Source organism: Aeromonas popoffii, assembly GCF_037818705.1.
GTDB lineage: Bacteria > Pseudomonadota > Gammaproteobacteria > Enterobacterales > Aeromonadaceae > Aeromonas > Aeromonas popoffii.
This window is the reverse complement of the sequence record NZ_CP149129.1, coordinates 4534528-4554201: the sequence shown is the minus strand read 5'-3', so window position 1 is coordinate 4554201 and position 19674 is coordinate 4534528. Positions and strand designations below refer to the sequence as shown.

Annotated in this window: 15 protein-coding genes and 1 riboswitch; of the genes, 11 read left to right on the top strand and 4 right to left on the bottom strand. The window is 61.3% G+C overall.

The genetic code is table 11. The annotated features are described in order from the left end of the window. Positions 1-530 precede the first annotated feature (530 nt). Positions 531-707: a hypothetical protein gene (locus tag WJM78_RS21135; RefSeq protein WP_021139540.1), complete on the bottom strand. Its 177-nt coding sequence runs from the start codon at positions 705-707 to the stop codon at positions 531-533. A gap of 466 nt (positions 708-1173) precedes the next feature. Then, positions 1174-2451 carry a cation:proton antiporter gene (locus tag WJM78_RS21130; RefSeq protein ID WP_042037929.1) on the bottom strand — a complete coding sequence of 426 codons (1278 nt, stop codon included), beginning with the start codon at positions 2449-2451 and terminating at the stop codon, positions 1174-1176. A 203-nt stretch (positions 2452-2654) separates the two neighbouring features. On the opposite strand from WJM78_RS21130, the gene metH reads away from it, so the two are divergent. Both metH and rimK read left to right on the top strand, forming a co-directional pair. Continuing rightward, positions 2655-6350, top strand: a complete 3696-nt coding sequence (gene metH / locus WJM78_RS21125; RefSeq protein WP_339011768.1) for a methionine synthase — start codon at positions 2655-2657, stop codon at positions 6348-6350. Between the two features lie 239 nt (positions 6351-6589). Then, entirely contained in the window at positions 6590-7486 is an 897-nt protein-coding gene (gene rimK, locus WJM78_RS21120; protein ID WP_042037925.1) for a 30S ribosomal protein S6--L-glutamate ligase, read from the top strand. Between the two features lie 122 nt (positions 7487-7608). On the opposite strand, the gene WJM78_RS21115 is transcribed toward rimK, so the two are convergent. Beyond that, the gene (locus tag WJM78_RS21115) at positions 7609-8838 is read right to left on the bottom strand and encodes a HAMP domain-containing sensor histidine kinase (protein ID WP_339011765.1); all 1230 of its coding nucleotides are present in this window, start codon (positions 8836-8838) and stop codon (positions 7609-7611) included. A gap of 55 nt (positions 8839-8893) precedes the next feature. Further along, the gene (locus WJM78_RS21110) at positions 8894-9562 is read right to left on the bottom strand and encodes a response regulator transcription factor (RefSeq protein ID WP_339011762.1); all 669 of its coding nucleotides are present in this window, start codon (positions 9560-9562) and stop codon (positions 8894-8896) included. Positions 9563-9652: 90 nt separating this feature from the next. Here WJM78_RS21110 and WJM78_RS21105 point away from each other — a divergent pair, with 90 nt between their 5' ends. The 9 genes from WJM78_RS21105 (at position 9653) to thiH (ending at position 19558) form a co-directional block, all read left to right on the top strand. Then, a complete protein-coding gene (locus tag WJM78_RS21105; RefSeq protein ID WP_108535503.1) occupies positions 9653-10075 on the top strand; it encodes a hypothetical protein in 423 nt (140 codons plus the stop codon). An 86-nt stretch (positions 10076-10161) separates the two neighbouring features. Then, positions 10162-10653, top strand: a complete 492-nt coding sequence (locus tag WJM78_RS21100) for a hypothetical protein (RefSeq protein WP_422388424.1) — start codon at positions 10162-10164, stop codon at positions 10651-10653. A 301-nt stretch (positions 10654-10954) separates the two neighbouring features. Next, positions 10955-12433: a beta-barrel pore-forming toxin aerolysin gene (gene aerA, locus WJM78_RS21095; protein ID WP_339011759.1), complete on the top strand. Its 1479-nt coding sequence runs from the start codon at positions 10955-10957 to the stop codon at positions 12431-12433. A 105-nt stretch (positions 12434-12538) separates the two neighbouring features. Continuing rightward, positions 12539-12652, top strand: a riboswitch (TPP riboswitch). A 289-nt stretch (positions 12653-12941) separates the two neighbouring features. Continuing rightward, complete coding sequence (gene thiC / locus WJM78_RS21090; protein ID WP_339011756.1) at positions 12942-14978, top strand: phosphomethylpyrimidine synthase ThiC; 2037 nt, start codon at positions 12942-12944, stop codon at positions 14976-14978. Beyond that, positions 14975-16549, top strand: a complete 1575-nt coding sequence (gene thiE, locus WJM78_RS21085) for a thiamine phosphate synthase (protein ID WP_339011754.1) — start codon at positions 14975-14977, stop codon at positions 16547-16549. The genes thiC and thiE overlap by 4 nt, the downstream gene beginning before the upstream one ends. Continuing rightward, the gene (locus tag WJM78_RS21080; protein ID WP_339011751.1) at positions 16539-17315 is read left to right on the top strand and encodes a HesA/MoeB/ThiF family protein; all 777 of its coding nucleotides are present in this window, start codon (positions 16539-16541) and stop codon (positions 17313-17315) included. The genes thiE and WJM78_RS21080 overlap by 11 nt, the downstream gene beginning before the upstream one ends. After that, on the top strand, positions 17312-17524 hold the full coding sequence (gene thiS, locus WJM78_RS21075) for a sulfur carrier protein ThiS (protein ID WP_249126446.1): 213 nt from the start codon (positions 17312-17314) through the stop codon (positions 17522-17524). Before WJM78_RS21080 ends, thiS begins: the two co-directional genes overlap by 4 nt. A gap of 1 nt (position 17525) precedes the next feature. Next, entirely contained in the window at positions 17526-18293 is a 768-nt protein-coding gene (locus tag WJM78_RS21070; protein ID WP_339011743.1) for a thiazole synthase, read from the top strand. Then, positions 18290-19558, top strand: a complete 1269-nt coding sequence (thiH, locus tag WJM78_RS21065) for a 2-iminoacetate synthase ThiH (protein ID WP_339011740.1) — start codon at positions 18290-18292, stop codon at positions 19556-19558. The genes WJM78_RS21070 and thiH overlap by 4 nt, the downstream gene beginning before the upstream one ends. Positions 19559-19674: the final 116 nt, after the last annotated feature.

Here is a 19674-nt window from a genome sequence, read left to right as displayed (position 1 = left end):
AACCTGTGCCCAAGGTTCGCAAGGGGTCGCGAACATTTGGTTACGCTTCGCTAATCAAACCTGCGGGATCGGCGGAGAATGTCCGTTCAGCCCTTTGCGCCAGCCTTGGCAGAATGGGTCATGGGCCTTCAGGACATAGAAGTTGCTGCGCTCGGGCATGGTCACTCTTTCGTAAAGTAATCCGAATCCAGGGTCTTGATGGTGCGGGTCTGGCGCTTGCCATTGCCTTGCGACACCTTGAGTGCTACAGGCATCATGGCTTTATGGCCGGGTATCGTTTCGGGGTGATCAGTGCGAGATAAAACAGAGGCTTATCTTGCCACTGCGACTTGAATGGCGTTGCTGGGCATGTTGCGGATTGTGGGCTTGATCTGCTGAGGCGTGCGGGGGAGGTCAGGTCAGTGGCAACCTTGCGCTGGTATCAGCTGATGTTGCCTTGATGGTGGTCACTTGGGTGGTGACCAAGCAGCAAAGAGGCCGCCGTGAGTTGCGGCCTGTCTGCATCGGGCGCTGCCGCTTGGCAGGCAGGATCAGTTGAGGTCTTCGATGGAGAACTCACCAGCGATACCATCACAGGAGATGGCGAAACCGCCGCTGAAGCGGGTGCTGAACTGGATCAGAAACGCATCGGAATCCTGCTCTTGCACAGGCAGGTTGATGGGCTTGCTACGACGCAGGGGCTTGTGTGTATGTATGGTTTTCATCATTAAATTTCTCTATATAAATTAAGTGTTTGCTCCTTGTTTTTGCAAATTTCAGGTTAATGGGCGCGGCCAACCGGTGGGGTCGACAAGCGCGCAGGAATACCCAGCCCGAGTCACGGGCGTCTGCACTGTCAAGGAATATGCTGATGCATAAATCAAATTGGGTGGGCAGATCGGGTCTGCACCGTGAGAGCCGGGCAACGCAGGCAGACAGCCTGACGGTTCTCAAGGCGAGTAAATCAGAGGAAGGTTATGTAGGTACTGGCAGGATTCATCTAACGTTGAAGCATTGCGAACATAAACAGGGCTGATTAACTAGCCGGCGCGCATTCTCTCCTCGATATGAATAAAAAGCAAACAATTATTTGGTGGTTTTGTATCAAATCCGTTTTTTTCAGTATCGCCAGTCACAAAAAGGGCTCCCGTCGGGAGCCCTTTTGCATGGTGCCAACAGTGATCAGCGGGTGACTCAGTAGTCGCCGCAGGCCTTCTTGGCGGCGGTGATCATAGGTGTAATGGTCATGCCCTGCACCACGATGGAGAACATCACCACCGAGTAGGTCATCACCAGTATGACCTGACGCAGATCGACGTTGTGCTCGGGTATCATCATGACACCGGAAGGCAGTGCCAGCGCCATGGCCATGGCCAGACCACCGCGCAGACCGCCCCAGGTGAGGATCCGCACCGAGAAGGTGTTGTAGTTGCGGAATTTGCGGAAGGCCATGTAGGGCAGCGACACGCTGATGAAGCGGGCGGCCAGACAGAGGGGAACCGCGATGACCAGCAGGATCCAGTCTTGCCAGGCGAGCTCCAGCAACACCAGCGCCAGACCGATCAGCAGGAACAGCAGGGCGTTGAGGAACTGGTCCATCAACTCCCAGAAGTGATCCAGGTGATGGCGGCTCTGCTCGGAGAAGCCGGAGTGACGGGTCCAGTTGCCGATCATGATACCGGTGACCACCATGGCCAGGGCGCCGGAGACGCCGATCATGTTGGCCAGCGCAAAGCCGGCAGTCGGTATGCACAGGGTCAGCAGCAGCTCCAGGGAGCCGTCATCGGTGGCGCTGATCATCACGTGGGCGATGAGGCCCAGCACGGCGCCGAACAGTATGCCGCCGAGGGCTTCATGCAGGAACAGGCCGGCCACGCTGCCGAAGGTGGGTTCCACCCCGCCAAAGGCGACGGCAAACACGGTGGCGAAGATCACCAGACCGACACCGTCGTTGAACAGGGATTCCCCTTCGATCTGGATGGCGATCTGGGGGGGCGCCTTCATCTTCTTGACGATGGCCAGCACGGCGATGGGGTCGGTGGGGGAGATCAGGGCCCCGAACAACATGCAGTAGACCAGCGGCAGCTCCCAGCCCAGCAGCTTGGCGATGAACCAGAAGCCGTAGCCGATGAGTAAGGTAGAGAGCAGGGTCGCCACGATGGAGAGAATGGTGATTTCCCACTTCTGGCTACGCAATGCCTTCAGGTTGATGCCGAGACCACCGGCGAACAGCAGGAAGCCCAAGATCCCCTTCAGCAGGAAATTCTGGAAATCTATGCTCTCCATGGTTTTGACGGCCAGGGGTTCGAGATTGAACCAGCCCAGCTTACCGAACAGCACCAGCAGCGCGGAGATCAGCATGGATCCGGCGGTGATGGCGATGGTGGTCTGGATCTTCACAACATACTGATTGGCAAAGGCGATGAAGATCGCCAACGCTGCCAGGAAGCAGAGTGTGTAGTAGACGCTCATAGTTATTTTTCTCTTTAGTAAACAGCAAGCACGTACCCCTATTGAGGACGGGCATAGGGTACTCTGGGGTCACATGTTACTCATTACCTATTTATGAGTATATATAGCGAGATTACGGACAGATAGACGGCTAGATTTCCATTTGATTTGTTTGCTGCTAGGATGAAGTTCACGCAGTTGCATGGATGTAAGAGGAAAGAGCGGTGTCGAGCATAGAGTCGAATAAAAAGTCGGACATAAAGAAGAGGCTGGAATCCTGTCTCAAGGAACGGATCCTGATCATCGACGGGGCTATGGGCACCATGATCCAGGGCTACAAGCTGGGCGAGGCGGATTATCGCGGTGAGCGGTTTGCCGACTGGCATACCGACATCAAGGGTAACAACGACCTGCTGGTGCTGACCCGGCCCGGGATCATTCGTGAGATCCACGATCAGTATTGTGCCGCCGGGGCCGACATCCTCGAGACCAACACCTTCAACGCTACCCGCATCGCCATGGCCGATTACGAAATGGAGGCCTTCTCCGCCGAGATCAACCGCGAGGCCGCTCGTCTGGCCCGCGCCGTGGCGGACGAGTGGACGGCCAAAGACCCGGCCAAGCCGCGCTTTGTCGCCGGGGTGTTGGGCCCTACCAACCGCACTTGCTCCATCTCGCCGGACGTGAACGATCCCGGCAAGCGCAACGTCACCTATGACCAGCTGGTGGCTGCGTATACGGAGTCGACTCACGCCCTGATTGAGGGGGGCGCCGACCTCATCTTGATCGAGACCATCTTCGATACCCTCAACGCCAAGGCTGCTGCCTTCGCGGTGGATCTGGTGTTCGAGGAGCTGGGCTATGCCCTGCCGGTGATGATCTCTGGCACCATCACGGATGCTTCTGGCCGTACCCTCTCCGGCCAGACCACCGAAGCCTTCTATCACTCACTGCGTCATGTAAAGCCCATCTCGTTTGGCCTTAACTGTGCGCTCGGCCCCGATGAGTTGCGCCAGTATGTCGAAGAGCTGTCGCGCATCAGCGAGGCTAACGTCAGTGCCCACCCTAACGCCGGTCTGCCCAATGCGTTTGGTGAGTACGATCTGGATGCCGACGAGATGGCCGCCCATATCCGCGAGTGGGCTTCGAGCGGTTTCCTCAATTTGGTGGGGGGCTGCTGCGGCACCACTCCAACCCACATCCGCGCCATGAGCGACGCCGTGGCGGGTATCAAGCCGCGCGCCCTGCCCGAGCTGCCGGTGGCCTGCCGGCTGTCTGGGCTTGAGCCGCTTATTATCACGGCGGACTCCATGTTCGTGAACGTGGGGGAGCGGACCAACGTCACCGGCTCGGCCAAGTTCAAGCGACTGATCAAGGAGGGGCTCTACGACGAGGCCCTCGACGTGGCCAAGCAGCAGGTAGAGAGCGGTGCCCAGATCATCGACATCAACATGGACGAGGGGATGCTGGACGCCGAGGCGGCCATGGTGCGCTTCCTGAACCTCATCGCTGGCGAGCCCGATATAGCCCGGGTGCCTGTGATGATCGACTCCTCCAAGTGGGAAGTGCTGGAGGCGGGCCTCAAGTGCGTGCAGGGCAAGCCGGTGGTCAACTCCATCTCCATGAAGGAGGGGGAGGATAAATTCATCGCGCAGGCCAAGCTGCTGCGCCGCTACGGCGCCGCCGTCATCGTCATGGCGTTCGATGAGGTGGGGCAGGCGGACACCCGAGCCCGCAAGTTCGAGATCTGCCAGCGTGCCTACCGCATCCTGGTTGATCAGGTCGGTTTCCCGCCGGAAGACATCATCTTCGACCCCAACATCTTCGCGGTGGCGACCGGCATCGACGAGCACAACAACTATGCGGTGGACTTCATCGAGGCGGTGAAGGACATCAAGACCCATCTGCCTCACGCCATGATCTCCGGCGGCGTTTCCAACGTCTCCTTCTCGTTTCGCGGCAACGAGCCGGTGCGGGAAGCCATCCACGCGGTCTTCCTCTACCACGCCATCCAGAACGGCATGGACATGGGAATAGTCAACGCCGGTCAGCTCGCCATCTATGAAGATATTCCGGCCGAGCTGAAGGCCAAGGTCGAGGCGGTGGTGCTCAACTTGAGTGACAGCGCCACCGAGGATCTGCTGGCCATCGCCGAGAAGTATCGCGGTGCTGGTGCCCAGGCCGAGGATCCGCGGGATCAGGAGTGGCGCAGCTGGCCGGTGGGCAAGCGGCTGGAGCACGCCCTGGTCAAGGGCATCACAGATTTTATCGAAGAGGATACCGAAGAGGCGCGGGCCGGCGCCGAGAAGCCGCTGCACGTCATCGAAGGGCCGTTGATGGATGGCATGAACGTAGTCGGCGACCTGTTCGGTGCGGGCAAGATGTTCCTGCCCCAGGTGGTGAAGTCGGCGCGGGTGATGAAGCGGGCGGTGGCCTATCTGCAGCCCTATATCGAAGCCGAAAAACAGGGCGGCTACAGCAACGGCAAGATAGTGCTCGCCACCGTGAAGGGGGATGTGCACGACATCGGCAAGAATATCGTCGGCGTTGTGCTGCAGTGCAACAACTACGAGATCGTGGATCTCGGCGTCATGGTCTCCTGCGAGACCATCCTCAAGACGGCGCGGGAAGTGGGAGCCGACATCATAGGGCTGTCGGGCCTGATCACACCGTCTCTCGACGAGATGGTGCACGTGGCCAAAGAGATGGAGCGCCAGGGCTTCAAGCTGCCGCTCTTGATCGGCGGCGCCACCACCTCCAAGGCGCACACCGCGGTCAAGATAGAGCAGAACTACTCGGAGCCCGTGGTCTATGTCTCCAACGCCTCTCGCGCGGTGGGGGTGGCCCAGAGCCTGCTGAACCCGGAACTCAAGCCTGCGTTTGTCGCCCGCATCGACAAGGAGTACGAGGTTGCCCGTGATCAGCATGCCCGCAAGCAGCCGAGATCCCGGCCGGTCAGCCTGGCCCACGCCCGCGCCAACCGGCAGCAGCTGGACTGGGTGAATTATCAACCGCCCAAGCCCCGCGAGCCGGGTGTACAGACGTTCGAGAACGTGCCCGTCTCCGTGCTGCGTCCCTACATCGACTGGACGCCGTTTTTCCTCAGTTGGGAGCTGGCGGGCAAGTATCCGCGCATTCTCGAAGACGAGATCATAGGTGAGGAGGCGACCAAGCTGTTTGCCGATGCCAACGCCATGCTGGACAAACTCGAGCGCGATGGCAGTGTGCGCTGCGCTGGGGTGATCGGCCTGTTCCCCGCCAACGCCGTGGGCGACAGCATTGAGGTCTACAGCGACGAGTCGCGCAGCGAAGTGAAAAAAGTGCTGCATCATCTGCGTCAGCAGAGCGAGAAGCAGGGCTTTCCCAACTACTGTCTGGCGGACTATGTGGCGCCGAAAGAGAGCGGCAAGCCCGACTGGATCGGTGCCTTCGCGGTGACTGGCGGCATCGGCGAAGAGGCCATCGCCAATGCCTACAAAGCCGATCACGATGACTACAATGCCATCCTCATCCAGGCGGTGTGTGACCGTCTCGCCGAGGCCTTCGCCGAGTATCTGCACGAACAGGTACGCAAGGTTCACTGGGGCTATGCCCCCGACGAGGCCCTCAGCAACGAGGAGCTGATCCGCGAGAACTATCGTGGCATACGTCCGGCCCCCGGCTACCCCGCCTGCCCCGAGCACACTGAAAAAGGGAGCATCTGGGAGCTGCTGGGCGTGGAGCAGGCCATCGGCATGCAGCTCACCGAATCCTACGCCATGTGGCCGGGGGCGGCGGTGTCGGGCTGGTACTTCTCCCACCCCGAGAGCAAATACTTTGCGGTGGCGCAGATCCAGCAGGATCAGGTCGAGGATTACGCTGCCCGCAAGGGGATGACCCTGGCAGAAGCAGAACGCTGGCTGGGACCAAACCTGAACTGAATAGTGATCTCCCCCGTGACACAGGTTGATCTTTGACGAGAAACGGCGGCATCCTTGGGCTGGTGGACACTCCAGCCTGGAGCCGCCGTTTGACATATCGGTGACAACGGGATTGCAGTGTGCAGTTCTGTGTGGTTTGTCTTGTTGTCAGGAGAAACAATTGGCGTTGTCTTGGCGCTGTGGCACCTTATACTCTCCCGCCCCATCCTGCCCAGGCACTGCCTTCTAGCGGAATTTTCATGAAGATCGCCATTTTATCCCGTGAGCCCAGAAACTATTCCACCCGCCGTCTGGTCGAGGTGGCGCAGGCGCGCGGTCATCAGGTCGAGGTGCTCGACACCCTGCGCTGCTACATGAATATCGCCTCCCACAGCCCCTCCATTCATTACGAAGGGCGAGCGCTGGAGAGTTACGACGCCGTGATCCCGCGCATCGGCGCCAGCATCACCTTTTACGGCACCGCCGTGCTGCGCCAGTTCGAGATGATGAACACCATGGCTCTCAACAGCTCGGTGGCCATCTCCCGTTCCCGCGACAAGCTGCGTGCCATGCAGCTGTTGTCGCGCCATGGCATAGGTCTGCCCATCACGGGTTATGCCCACAGCACCCACGATGTGCCCGACCTCATCACCATGGTGGGCGGGGCGCCGCTGGTGGTGAAGCTGCTGGAGGGAACCCAGGGGATAGGTGTTGTGCTGTGCGAGACCCAGAAGGCCGCCGAGAGCGTGATCGAGGCCTTTATCCAGACCAACAACAACATCCTGGTGCAGGAGTACATCCGCGAGGCCAACGGCGCCGACATTCGCTGTCTGGTGGTTAATGGCAAGGTGGTGGCGGCCATGCGTCGTCAGGCTCAGCCGGGGGAGTTTCGCTCCAACCTGCATCGTGGCGGCACGGCCGAGGCGATCAAGATAAGCCCGGAAGAACGGGCGACTGCGGTGCAGGCAGCCAAGATCATGGGGCTGGATGTGGCCGGGGTGGACATTCTGCGCAGTGCCCGTGGCCCGCTGGTGCTGGAGGTCAACTCCTCCCCCGGCCTGCAAGGGGTGGAGGCGGCCTCCGGCAAGGATGTAGCGGGCAAGATCATCGAGTTCCTGGAGCTCAAGGCGAGCCGCAAGAACAAGCCCGCCGAATGAGCCGCTGGCGGCTTGCATCGCGGTATTAACACAAGGCGCCTTCGGGCGCCTTGTCGTTTCTGGCCTCCCTTCTTCCGCTTTTTGGCATAAACGGGGAGCCGGGCGGGGGATGGAGGGGGGGGCTATGCCTCCGTGAGGTCGGTGGTGATCATCACCAGTCGGGCGCTGAACACCCCATCTTCCCGCCGGGTTTCTATCTGCCAGCCGAGCTTCTCGCAGATGCGCTGTATGATGGTGAGGCCGCAGCCGTAGCCGAGGATCTGATCCGGCGCTGCCGCCGTCGGGTTACTGATGGTGAGCACGGGGCCGCACAGCTCGATCTCGATATGCCCCTCGGCATAGCTGAGGGCGTTCTTGAGCAGGTTGCCGAGCGCGATGGCGAGCAAGGAGAGAGGGGCATTGACCTCGCTCTCCTCATCCAGATGCAGCCGGATATCCAGCGTCTCCCGCTGTAGCAGTGGAGCCAAGCGAGCCAGCTCCTGGCGGATCAGCGGAGTGACCTGTTGCAGTGGTCGCTCCACCGCCTCCTTGCGGCCTAGCAGCAGGAAGGTCTCGGTGAGTAGCGCCATCTCGTCGGCGGCAGCGCGGATGCGCAGGGTGGCGCGGGCAGCCGGCGCGGGCAAGTCTGTCACCTTGCCAAGCAGGGCGGCAGAACCCTGGATCACCATGTTGGGGGTGCGCAGCTCGTGGCTGGCGAAGCGGCTGAACTCCTGTTCGCGGGCAAACACGGCGCTGACTTCCTGCTTGCCTGCCAGTAGCGCCAGCTCGATATCCCGCAGCTCCTGCCAGGGGGCGTCAGGCTCGAAATCCGCCTGATCCGGGGTGAGGTGGGCGACCCTCTGTTGCAGTCGTTGCAGTGGCCCGGTGATATGGCGCACCAGCCAGATGCCAAACCCGATACACGCGAGCAGCAGGGTCAGCCCGATCAGCCGGGTCGCCAGATGCAACCTGTCTTCGTAAGGGTCGAGATAGTCATCGGCATCGTCGTTGAACACCAGATAAAGCAGGCCATCTCCCGAGGGGTGGCGGGTGACCAGAAAGTGTTTATCCTCCTTGCCCAATTGGTGCTCGAAAAAGCCCGGTGTCTGGTAGGGTTTCAGCCACTTCGGCAGGCGGCCCGCCTCGGTCCAGTAGCTGGAGAACTGCCTGGGGCTCGGGGCGGCCGCAGCCGGGCCGAGTCGCAGCCAGTCATCGCTGTAGCGGGTCACTTCCGCCTCCAGCCAGTGGCGCAGGCTTAGCTCCTCCATCTTGTCTTCGGCCACCAGCATCAGCAGGCTGATGATGATCAGCAGCAGCATGCCGGCCCCGCTCAGGGTCAGGATCAGGCGACGGCGCAGGCTGGGCAGGCTCATGGCGGGCTCCCTTTATGCCGGGCCTGTGGCTGGCCGATGCGCGGCGTCGTTCGTCTCATGAGGTCACCAGCCGATAGCCCTGACCGTGCAGGGTTTCCAGCATGGGAGTGGGAAAGGGTTTATCGAGCGCGTTGCGCAGGGCGTAGATGTGGCTGCGCAGTGCGTCGGAGTCGGGCTCCTCATCGCCCCAGACGGTGTCGAGCACCTCCTGACGGCTCACCAGATGGGGGGCGCGGCGCACCAGCAGGGTGAGGATCTGGAACGGGATCTTGCCGAGCTTGAGCTCGACCCCGGCGCGGGTGGCGCGGCTACTGGCGGGATCCAGCGTCAGCTCGCCCACGCTGAGAGCACCCATGTCGCAGCGGGGGCCGCGCAGGGCCAGCGCCTGCAGTCGCACCTCCAGCTCCTCCATGGCGAATGGCTTGACCAGATAGTCATCCCCCCCTGCCTTGAAGCCTGCCAGCTTGTCATCCAGGCTGTCGCGGGCAGTGAGAAATAGCACAGGGGTCGGGATCCCCTGCTCACGCAGGCGGGCCACCGTGCTGAGGCCATCGAGGCGCGGCATCATGACGTCCATGATGATGACGTCGAAGCGCTGCTCCGCCAACAGTTGCAGCGCGGCCTGACCGTGATAGGCACAGTCCATCCTGTGCCCCGACAGCTCCAGGTAATCCATGATGGTTTCCGCCACCTGAGGATTGTCTTCCACCACCAGCATTTTCATGTTTTGATCTCCTGGTTTTGACTGGCATTTCACGCTCGTCTCACACCGGACGCGCCATCCTGTGTGGCAGTGTAACCCCGAGGATCCCCGATGAAGAAGTCTCTCTGCGCGCTCTTGCTGTTTATCTTGTTGCCACTTGGCATCGCGCAGTCGGCCGAGTTCAAGTTAACCGGCCGCACCACCTGGCAGCTGGGCCAGCTGATGGTCAACGGCCTGCCATTCGTGATCGACGACCAGACCCGCTTCAAGGACGGGCTGAGCGAGGACGATCTCGGTGGCACCTGGGTCGAGATGAAGGGGGGGGTGGAGAACGGTGTGCGCTATGTGCGCAAGGTCGAAGCACTGGACGAAGATGACAAGGGCGAAATGGATCTGGAAGGGCCGGTCGAAGCTGGGCGGATCTGGGGCTACACTACCTCGGACAACAGCCTGGCTCCCTTTGAAGGGCGCTGGCTCGAGCTGGAGTGCAAGTTTGACGGCATGCGCCTGAGCCGCTGCCGCGAGGATGACTGATCCGATCTCTGCTTCCCGATTAGAAATGCTCCCGAATGAAGCCCATGCTTGTCCAGCATGGGCTTTTTGTTCAGGGACGAACGAAGATGGAACAATCGAGAAAATGGTGTGCATGGATGCTGGGTGTGCCGCTTTGGGCGGCGCAGGCAGGCGCCGACGAATTGTGGCTGGTAGAGCTGGAACACAACGATGGCATTCGGCTGCAATTTCAAGGCGCCGAGCTCGAGCTTGGTAGCGCCGCACTGGCCGGGGTGCGTCAGTTTTCTGACCTCAAGCCCGGTATGAAGCTCGCCATCCTGAGTCGCAACGGCGTCGCCGAACATATTCGCCTTTATGGACACGCGCCTGAGTCAGAACCGGCTGCCCAGTGGCGCCGGGCGGAGGGCACCTTGCTCGCCGTGACGGGTCATGCGCTGCAATTGCAGGGGCTGGGCACAATAACATTCGATGCGGGTACCCGCTGGCTCAACGGCAGTCCCGCCGATCTGCAACCGGGGCGTACCCTGGTGCTGACTCGTGACGAGACGGGCCGGGTGACCGAGATACTGATCCCGAATCCGGAGGATGAGCCGAAATAATGCCAAGGCCTTGGTCACTTAATTGGAAAGTATTTAAATTGCTAAATTAGAAATCTCTTTTTTAAGAGATTCTCAAATGTTATTAAGTGACGAATGAAATAATAGAGCTCACGCTCTGATATTACATTGCTCAATATAAAGCAATGCTGAATATATCTTCCGATTAATTCTTTTTATATATTTAAGTGTGGGTTTGATCGCATAATGAGATTGATGCGACTGATACGGCTATACCCACATGCCACCCGCTGATATATAAAGTTGGTGAATGCATGCCAATGTTAAACATATAGGGGTTGCTATGAAAAAATTAAAGCTAACTGGCTTGTCATTAATCATATCTGGCCTGATGCTGGCGCAGGCTCAAGCGGCAGAGCCCGTTTATCCAGACCAGCTTCGCTTGTTTTCATTGGGTCAAGAGGTCTGTGGCGACAAGTATCGCCCCGTCAATCGAGAAGAGGCGCAGAGCGTTAAAAGCAATATTGTCGGCATGATGGGACAATGGCAAATAAGCGGGCTGGCCAATGGCTGGGTCATTATGGGTCCTGGTTATAACGGCGAAATAAAACCAGGAACAGCGTCCAATACCTGGTGTTATCCGACCAATCCTGCCACCGGAGAAATACCGAATCTGTCTGCCCTGGATCTTCCAGATGGTGATGAAGTTGATGTGCAATGGCGGCTGGTACATGACAGTGCGAATTTCATCAAACCAATCAGTTATCTGGCCCATTATCTCGGCTATGCCTGGGTAGGGGGGAATCACAGTCAATATGTCGGTGAAGACATGGATGTGACCCGTGATGGCGATGGCTGGGTGATCCGTGGCAACAATGATGGTGGCTGTGACGGCTATCGCTGTGGTGACAAGACCTCCATCAAGGTGAGCAATTTTGCCTACAACCTGGATCCTGACAGTTTCAAGCATGGCGATGTGACCCAGTCTGACCGCCAACTGGTCAAGACCGTAGTGGGGTGGGCTATCAACGACAGCGACACGCCTCAATCCGGTTATGACGTTACCCTGCGCTACGACACGGCCACCAACTGGTCCAAGACCAACACCTATGGCTTGAGCGAGAAGGTGACCACCAAGAACAAGTTCAAGTGGCCGCTGGTGGGGGAAACCGAGCTCTCCATCGAGATTGCTGCAAACCAGTCCTGGGCCTCCCAGAACGGGGGCTCGACCACCACCTCTTTGTCCCAGTCCGTGCGCCCGACAGTACCGGCCCACTCCAAGATCCCGGTGAAGATAGAGCTCTACAAGGCCGACATCTCCTACCCCTACGAGTTCAAGGCCGATATCAGCTATGACCTGACCCTGAGCGGCTTCCTGCGCTGGGGCGGCAATGCCTGGTATACCCATCCGGACAACCGTCCGAACTGGAACCACACCTTCGTCATAGGGCCATACAAGGACAAGGCCAGCAGTATCCGTTACCAGTGGGACAAGCGTTATATCCCGGGTGAAGTGAAGTGGTGGGATTGGAACTGGACCATACAGCAGAATGGTCTGCCTACCATGCAGAATAACCTGGCCAGGGTGCTGCGCCCGGCTCGGGCCGGGATCACAGGTGATTTCAGTGCCGAGAGCCAGTTTGCCGGCAACATCGAAATCGGCGCTCCCGTGCCGGTCGCTGCCGCCAGCCACTCGAGCCGTGCTCGCAACCTGGGTGCCGGTCAGGGTCTGAGACTGGATATCCCGCTCGATGCACAAGAGCTCTCCGGGCTTGGCTTCAACAATGTCAGCCTCAGTGTGACCCCTGCTACCAACCAATAATGGCAGTGTGTTGCAGTAAGAGAACCGGGCCCATGGCCCGGTTGTTGTTTGCACTGGTCGGTCTTGTTAAAGGCTTGTGCTTTCCATTTCCCCACTTATACTGGCGCCATCTTGTCGGAGTGCTGACCGTCGAACGACGCAAAGCTGAGACCGTTAATTCGGGATCCGTGGAACCTGATCAGGTTAAAACCTGCGAAGGGAAACAAGGGTAACTTGCGGGTTGCCGCGCCGGGGGCGTCACGCTACAGAGAGCAGAGCCCCCGCTCATCGAAGGGATCACCCGAGATGGGTCAGGGCGCACAGGAGGGAGTCTGTCCCGTCCGGTTGTCCATCAGGGCACCGGGTTGCTGGCCTGAAGGCCGCAGGACAGCAGTCGCGCAGCACAGCGGAGATCCATCCCGCGCGCACTCCCTCCTGACGTGAACACCCCGCCGCAAGTTCATCACTTCTCCTCGAACTCCAGACAAGCAAACACCCATAACTTCAATCAGTTAATGAGAGTTTTGCTATGTCTACTTCCGTATCATCCGCCACTGAACAGGCCGTATCCGAGCAGGTTGTTTCCGAGCCGCGCAAGCCAGTCCCCAGTCGTCGCGAGCAGCGCGCCAGCGCCCAGCGCTTTATCGACAACCTCAAGGGGATGGCCCACCCCAACTCCCGCCGCATCTTTATCGAAGGTTCTCGGCCCGATATCCGGGTAGGGCTGCGTGAGATCGCCCTGGCCGACACCCTGGTCGGCGGCAGCAAAGAGCACCCGCAGTTCGAAGCCAATGAACCTGTCCCCGTCTATGACACCTCGGGTGCCTATGGCGATGAGCATGCCGTCATCGATGTGCGCCTCGGTCTGCCACGCTTGCGACAAGGCTGGGTGCTGGAGCGGGGGGACACAGCCGCGCTCGATGATCTCAGCTCCGCCTTTACCCAGGAGCGCCTGGCCGACGAGGGGCTGGATCACCTGCGTTTCGATAACTTGCCCAAGCCCCGCCGCGCCAAGCCCGGTCGCCGGGTGACCCAGCTGCACTATGCCCGTCAGGGGCTGGTCACCCCCGAGATGGAATTTATCGCCATCCGCGAGAACATGGGTCGCGAGCGGGTGCGATCCGAGCTGCTGCTGCGCCAGCATCCGGGTCAGGGTTTCGGCGCCCGCCTGCCCGAGAACATCACCCCCGAATTCGTGCGTGACGAAGTGGCGGCTGGCCGCGCCATCATCCCCAACAACATCAACCACCCGGAAACCGAGCCCATGATCATTGGCCGCAACTTCCTGGTGAAGATCAACGCCAATATCGGCAACTCGGCGGTCAGCTCCAGCATTGAAGAGGAGGTGGAGAAGCTGGTCTGGTCCACCCGCTGGGGCGCCGACACCGTCATGGATCTCTCCACCGGTCGCAACATCCACGAGACCCGCGAGTGGATCCTGCGCAACAGCCCGGTGCCCATCGGCACAGTGCCCATCTATCAGGCGCTGGAAAAAACCAACGGCATCGCCGAAGACCTCACCTGGGAGCTGTTTCGCGACACCCTGCTCGAACAGGCCGAGCAGGGGGTGGACTACTTCACCATCCATGCCGGCGTCTTGTTGCGCTACGTGCCCATGACCGCCAAGCGCCTCACCGGCATCGTCTCGCGCGGTGGCAGCATCATGGCCAAGTGGTGCCTGTCGCACCATAAAGAGAATTTCCTCTACCAGCATTTTCGCGAGATTTGCGAGCTGTGCGCCGCCTATGACGTGGCCCTGTCGCTTGGGGATGGTCTGCGCCCCGGCTCTGTCTATGACGCCAACGACGAGGCTCAGTTCGCCGAGCTGCGCACTCTGGGCGAGCTCACCAAAATTGCCTGGGAGTACGACGTGCAGGTGATGATAGAGGGGCCGGGTCATGTGCCGATGCATATGATAGAGCGCAACATGACGGAGCAGCTTGAGCACTGTCACGAGGCGCCTTTCTATACCCTGGGCCCGCTCACCACCGACATAGCCCCGGGTTACGATCACTTCACCTCCGGCATAGGCGCCGCCATGATCGGCTGGTATGGCTGCGCCATGCTCTGCTACGTCACCCCCAAGGAGCACTTGGGGCTGCCGAACAAGGAGGATGTGAAGCAGGGGCTGATTACCTACAAGATTGCCGCCCACGCTGCCGATCTGGCCAAGGGTCATCCGGGTGCCCAGATCCGCGACAACGCCATGTCGAAGGCGCGCTTCGAATTCCGCTGGGAGGATCAGTTCAATCTGGCGCTGGATCCGGAAACCGCCCGCGCCTATCACGACGAGACCCTGCCCCAGGAGTCAGGCAAGGTGGCGCACTTCTGCTCCATGTGTGGCCCCAAGTTCTGCTCCATGAAGATCACTCAGGACGTGCGCGACTACGCGGCCAGCCTGGAAGCGGTCGAGGTGACACTGGTGGGCATGGATGGCCAGCAGGAGCGGGTGGTGGCTGAAGTAGCGAGCGGCATGGCTCGCATGGCGGAAACTTTCAAGGAGACCGGCGGCGAGATCTACCATCAGGCGGCGGTGCTGAAACAGGCCGCAGGGGAGGAGGCGTGAGCAGCCGACCCATCGTCTGGACCATAGCCGGTTCCGACTCCGGCGGCGGTGCCGGCATTCAGGCCGATCTGCACACGATGCACGACCTTGGCGGGCACGGCTGCTCTGTCATCACCGCCATTACCGCCCAGAACTCGGTGGCGGTGAAGATGGTCGACCCCGTGCTGATGCAGACCTTCACCGCCCAGATCGACGCCCTCGGTGTCGACTTGCCACCCGCCGCCATCAAGATCGGCCTGTTGCCGACCCGGCTCCATGTGGAGGTGCTGGCACGCCGACTGGCAGCCATCGAAGCACCTTTCGTGGTCTACGACCCGGTGGCCATCGCCAGCACCGGTACCCCCATGGCCGAAGCCAACATGCTGGCGGCAGTGCGCGAACACTTGCTGCCACGCCTCGCGCTCATTACCCCCAATGGTCCCGAGCTGGAGGCGCTGACGGGCATTCCTGCCAGCAGCCCCGTGCTGGTGCGGGCGGGGGCGGCGCGCCTGCGCGAACTGGGCGCCCGCGCCGTGCTGGTGAAGGGCGGGCATCTTGGGTGGAGTGGCGATCTCTGCCTCGATTATTACCAGGACGAGAGCCGTGAATTCTGGCTGGCGGCGCCGCGCCTCGACACCCGTCACGGCCACGGCACCGGTTGCTGTTATGCCAGCGCCATCGCCGCCGTGGTGGCGCAGGATTATCCGGTGGAGGACGCCATCACGTTGGCGCGCGCCTATTTGCAACAGGGGCTGGCTGCGGCGCAAGGGGTGGGGGCAGGCCCTGGCCCCATTGCCCATCTCGGCTGGCCGACCAGCCTCGCGCACTTCCCTCGCGCCGTGCTGGCGGGGTCGAACCTGGATCGGCGCTTTGGTCTCTATCCCGTCAGCGAGGCCCGCCTGCCCGAGGGCGCCTTTGCCGCGACCGAACATCAGCTGGGTCTCTATCCTGTGGTGGATTCGGTCAAGTGGCTCAGGCGCCTGTTGGGGCAGGGGGTCAAGACCATCCAGCTGCGCATCAAGAACCTGCCTGCCGCAGAGGTGGCACCGGCCATTCGCGATGCTGTCGCGCTCGGTCGCCGTCATGGGGCGCGGCTTTTTATCAACGACTACTGGCAGCAGGCCATCGCCGCCGGTGCCTGGGGTGTGCACCTGGGGCAGGAGGACATGGAGAGCGCCGATCTCGCCGCTATTCAGGCGGCAGGGCTGCGTCTTGGCATCTCCACCCACGGCTACTTCGAGCTGATGCGGGCCTGCGAGCTGGCCCCCTCCTATCTCGCGCTGGGCCATATCTTCCCGACCAATACCAAGGCGATGCCGTCCCGCCCGCAGGGGCTGGCACGGCTGCACCGCTACCGGGCACTCATGTGCGACTGGCCCACGGTCGCCATCGGCGGCATCAGCGAGGATCGCGTGGCGGCGGTCAAGGCGAGCGGGGTCGGCAGCATTGCGCTGGTGTCGGCCATCACTGCCAGTGACGATTGGCAGGGGGCGACCAAACGGCTGCTCGATGCAGTGGGGGCGGGGGATGAGCCTTGCTCTGCGCTTATCCATCAGGCCATCATGCCGCAGGAGGCCGATCATGCTCTCTGATGCGGAGTACCTGCGCTACGGCAGGCAACTGATGCTGAGTGAAATCGGCGAGACGGGGCAGGCGAGGCTGAAAGAGGCATCCGTGCTGATCGTTGGCCTCGGCGGGCTTGGCTCGCCGCTGGCGCTCTATCTGGCCGGTGCCGGGGTGGGCACCTTGTGGCTGGCCGATGGCGATACGGTCGATTCCAGCAATCTGCCGCGCCAGATCCTGTTCGATGCGGATGCGGTCAACCACTCCAAGGCCGAGCTGGCCCGCGAGCGATTGGCGGCTCACAACCCCCATGTGGAGCTGATTGCCATCAATCAGCGGCTCGATGAGCAGAGCCTGCCAGCCTTCGTGGCTGAGGTAGATCTGGTGATCGACTGCTGCGACAACCTGGCCAGTCGCCACGCCATCAACGCCGCCTGCGTAGGGCAGGGCAAAGCCTGGATCTCCGCCGCCGCCGTCGGCTGGCAGGGGCAGCTGATGGTGAGAACCGCCCCCGAACATGCCTGCTATGCCTGCCTCTATCCGCTGGATACCCGCATCACAGAAAGCTGCCAGAGCAGCGGCGTCACCGGCCCCCTGGTGGGCGTGATGGGCGCCTTGCAGGCGTTGGAAGCCTTGCGTCTGCTGCTGGGCAAGCCCAGTCCGGTGGCGGGCACCCTGCGCCGTTTCGATGCCCTGACCCACGAGTGGCAGACCCTGGGGTTGCCTTCCGACCCTGCCTGCTCCGTGTGCGGCGGCGCCACTCCCTTTGCCAATTCCATGGAGGATGCGCAATGAAGATCCGATTGAACGACAGCGAGCTGGTGCTGACGACCAGCCCGGAGAGCCAGATCTGCGTGGCCGAGCTGCTGGCGGCCCGTGAGGTTGCCCCGCAGGGGGTGGCGGTGGCTCTTAACGGCGCCGTACTGCCCCGTAGCCGCTGGCCAGACACCCGACTCAATGACGGGGACGAGATCCACCTTTTCACTGCCATTGCCGGAGGCTGAGATGCTGACCATTGCCGACCATGAATTTTCGTCCCGCCTCTTTACCGGCACCGGCAAGTTTGCCCGCCCGGATCTGATGGCTGCCGCCATTGAAGCAAGCGGCTCCCGGCTGGTGACCATGGCCATCAAGCGGCTCGAAGCCGGCAAGCGCCACGACGATATCCTCACTCCCCTGATCAAGCTCGGGGTCAAGCTGCTGCCCAACACCTCTGGCGCCAAGACAGCCGCCGAGGCGGTGTTTGCCGCTCATCTGGCCCGCGAGGCGCTCGGCACAAACTGGCTGAAACTGGAGATCCACCCCGATCCCAAATACCTGCTGCCCGATCCCATCGAGACGCTCAAGGCGGCCGAGCAGCTGGTGAAAGAAGGCTTCGTGGTGCTGCCCTACTGCGGGGCCGATCCCGTGCTCTGCAAGCGGCTCGAAGAGGTGGGCTGCGCCGCCGTGATGCCGCTCGGCGCGCCCATCGGCTCCAATCAGGGGCTGGTGACCCGGGAGTTTCTCGCCATCATCATCGAACAGGCCAATGTGCCGGTAGTGGTGGATGCGGGCATAGGGGCGCCGAGCCACGCGGCCGCCGCCTTTGAGCTGGGTGCCGACGCCGTGCTGGTCAACACCGCCATCGCCGTGAGCCGGGATCCGGTTGCCATGGGCCGTGCCTTCGCGCTCGCCTGTGAGGCCGGTCGCAGCGCCTATGAGGCGGGCCTCGGCGCGCGCGCTCTGCAAGCCAGCGCCTCCAGCCCGCTCACCGATTTTCTGGGGGCGCTATGAGTCAGGGCGTGGGGGAAAATGAGGCGTCTGTATGCTCCCCTCTCCCTTTGGGATCGGGGCTGGGGGTGAGGGCAGAGGCTGATCCGGCGCTGGCATGGGGCGAGCCCTGCGCACCTTCCCCTGCCAAGGGGGAGGCCGGGAGGGGGTTGGATTTTGCCGACCGCTGGCAGGAGCTTGATTGGGACGATATCGGCATGCAGATCCGCGCCAAGACGCCCCGGGATGTCGAGCGGGCGCTGACCACTCCCCGCCGCACCCTGGCCGATTTTATGGCGCTGATCTCGCCCGCCGCCGAGGCGTACCTGCCGCAGCTGGCGGCAGAGGCCGAGCGCCTCACCCGTCAGCGTTTCGGCAATACCATCGGCTTCTATGTGCCGCTCTATCTGTCGAACCTGTGCGCCAACGACTGCTCCTATTGCGGCTTCTCCATGAGCAACCGTCTCAAGCGCAAGACGCTGGATGCAGAGGAAATTGAACGCGAATGTCTGGCCATCAAGGCGCGGGGCTTTGACAGCGTGCTGCTGGTGACCGGCGAGCACGAGAGCAAGGTAGGCATGGCCTATTTTCGTGAGCATCTGCCGCAGATCCGCCGCCATTTCAGCGCAGTAGCGATGGAGGTGCAGCCACTGTCGCAAGCCGATTACGCCGAGCTCAAAACCCTGGGGCTGGATGCCGTCATGGTCTATCAGGAGACCTATCACGCCCCCAGTTACGCCCGCCACCATCTGCGCGGCAACAAGCAGGATATTGCGTGGCGGCTCGCCACCCCGGAGCGGCTCGGTCGCGCCGGCATCGACAAGATTGGGCTGGGGGCGCTGATCGGCCTGTCACCGGACTGGCGTGCCGACAGCTATTTTGTGGCCGAGCATCTGGCCTGGATGGAGCGTCACCACTGGCAGAGCCGCTATTCGCTATCGTTTCCGCGCCTGCGCCCCTGCACCGGCGGCCTGCAGCCCGAGGTGGTGATGTCGGACAGGCAGCTGGTGCAACTTATCTGCGCCTGGCGCCTCTTCTCGCCGACCCTGGAGTTGTCGCTCTCGACCCGCGAATCCCCTGCGTTTCGCAACGGTGCCCTGCGCCTTGGCATCACCCAGATGTCGGCCGAGTCGCGCACCCAGCCGGGTGGCTATGCCGAGGGGGATAAAGAGGAGCTGGAGCAGTTCGCCATCCACGACGACAGATCCCTCGGTGAGGTCGCCGATGCCGTACGGCAGGCAGGGTTACAGCCGGTGTTTAAAGATTGGGAACCGTTTTTGGGGAGATAGAGGGTGATTTCCCTTTGCCATAAGCAGAGCAGAGAGAGTGATGCCGGAACACAATAGCTATTCGCGGTAAACGTTGGGCTTCGCAAGCTCAGCCGCAACCTACATCTGTGGTAGGT